At 73.2% G+C, this 1,872-nt stretch carries 3 protein-coding genes; 1 reads left to right on the top strand and 2 read right to left on the bottom strand.

Features of this window, described 5'->3' with window-relative positions:
* Positions 1-120 precede the first annotated feature (120 nt).
* The gene (locus tag AB0F56_RS35925) at positions 121-1,158 is read right to left on the bottom strand and encodes an NUDIX hydrolase (RefSeq protein WP_362017552.1); all 1,038 of its coding nucleotides are present in this window, start codon (positions 1,156-1,158) and stop codon (positions 121-123) included.
* Between the two features lie 164 nt (positions 1,159-1,322).
* Here AB0F56_RS35925 and AB0F56_RS35920 point away from each other — a divergent pair, with 164 nt between their 5' ends.
* The gene (locus tag AB0F56_RS35920) at positions 1,323-1,544 is read left to right on the top strand and encodes a hypothetical protein (RefSeq protein WP_362017550.1); all 222 of its coding nucleotides are present in this window, start codon (positions 1,323-1,325) and stop codon (positions 1,542-1,544) included.
* A gap of 38 nt (positions 1,545-1,582) precedes the next feature.
* Here AB0F56_RS35920 and AB0F56_RS35915 read toward each other — a convergent pair.
* The coding region (locus tag AB0F56_RS35915) for an ROK family protein (RefSeq protein WP_362017548.1) at positions 1,583-1,872 on the bottom strand (290 nt) is incomplete at its 5' end.

Genomic DNA, 1,872 nt, shown 5'->3' with positions numbered 1-1,872 from the left:
TCTCGATAGCGGAGCTATCGGGGCGTTTCGGCAACGCGGCGAGGCGCCGTGCCAGGCGCCACGGCCCCGGCCATGATCCGCCGGACAGGCCCTAGTTCTACCGGGAGGCGGACCGGGCGGTCAGCCGACGGGGACGCCCGCCTCCAGGTTGAGGACCGTGCCGCGTTCGCGGGCTCTGAGGGCCCAGCGGAGGCGGCGGTAGCGGACCGGGGGGAGGAGTTCGGCGGCCTCGTCCTCGGTGACGAAGCGCCAGCCGCGCAGTTCGGCGCCGGGCAGCAGGAGCCGGTCCGCCTCCGTGGAGGCGAGGCGGCCGCCGTCGAAGAGGAGGCGCAGGCCGCCGAAGCCGGGGGGCTGGGGGCGTTCCCAGTCGACGAGCAGAAGCCGGGGAACGGCGTCGAGTTCTATCCCTATCTCCTCGGCCACCTCGCGCATGCCCGCGCGGGCGGGCGGCTCGCCCGGTTCGACGACGCCGCCGGGGAACTCCCAGCCCGGCTTGTAGGTGGGATCGACGAGAAGGAAACGATCCTGCTCGTCGAAGAGCAGGACTCCGGCGGCCAGCGTCTCCCCGGTGGGTTCGGGTGTCTGGACGATGCCACAGGGGGCCGCGAGGCCGGCGTGGACGGCCTCGGCGACGGCCTTGGCGGTCTCGGCGGGCGTGAGGAGCGAGTTGTCGACGGTGTAGGCATCGGCGGCGAGCCAGCCCAGCGCGTCGCGGAACGGCTCAATCCGGGCGTGGCACCACTGGCGGGCGCGCTCGGCGCCCTCCGGATCGTCCTCGCCCGCTGCACGGCTGTCGAGGCGGGCCCGCAGGATCGTTTCATCGGGGGCGAGCACCACATGCCGCACCTCGATGCGGCGCGCCGCGAGACCGCCGAAGATCTCGTCCCGGTACTCCTGCCGGATCAGCGTCATGGGGACGACGAGCACGCCGCCGACCTCGGCGAGCAGCGCGGCGGCGGTGTCGACGACCATCCGGCGCCACATCGGCAGGTCCTGGAAGTCGTCCACCTCGTCCCGCCGCTTCTGCGGCAGCAGCAGGTCCAGGAAGCCGCCGGTGAGCTCGGGGTCGTACAGCGTGCTGTTCGGGATCAGATCGACCAGCTCACGCGCGGTGCTGGTCTTGCCCGCGCCGAACGCACCGTTGATCCAGACGATCACGATTCCCCCTCTTCGGTAGCCCCAAGTGGCTTGCCCGCAACACCCTGCCATGGAAACCCCCGGGCACACCCCGGGCTGGGCAGCCACCCCGCGAACGTCCGTGCGGGCCGGTGCGTAACACTTCGGCGCGGACTCTCGTTGGTCCGGCGAGGCAAGGGGGTGCGGTGATGACCCGTACGGTATTGCAGAGGTTTCCCGCGGGCGGCCCGCGGGGCAGTTGGCCCGCCGAGGAGTTCGCGAGCGCGCGCCGGGACGAGGGGCTCCCGGCGGAGGTCGTGATGGACCTGGAGTCCGACGCGTTCCTGGTGGTCGTACGGCAGCGGACGCCGGAGACGGTCGGCCGGTACGCGGGGAGGCGCGGTGCGGTGACGACGGCGGGCGTCTGACGGCCGGGGTTCGGCTGCCTCGTAGGGGCGCCGCCTCGTCACATGGACGCGCGGGCCGCCGCCGCGGCGCCGAGGAGGCCCGCGTCCGTGCCGGTGAGGGCCGGGGCTACGGTGAGGTCGCGGACGAACGAGAGCGTGGCGTACTCCCGCAGGCTGCGCCGGAGCGGCTCGAAGAGGACGTCCCCCGCGCCCGCGACGCCGCCGCCCACGACGGCTATCGATACCTCGACCAGGGTCGCGGTCGCCGCGATCCCGGCGGTGGAGAAGGAGCGGCCGTGGTAGCTGTTGCGCATCGCGAGGATCTGGTTGGAGCGGCGGTACGCGGTGG

The organism is Streptomyces sp. NPDC026092 (assembly GCF_040638605.1).
Taxonomy (GTDB): Bacteria; Actinomycetota; Actinomycetes; order Streptomycetales; family Streptomycetaceae; genus Streptomyces.
The sequence above is the reverse complement of the archived record's forward strand: the minus strand, read 5'-3'. Positions and strand labels throughout refer to the sequence as shown.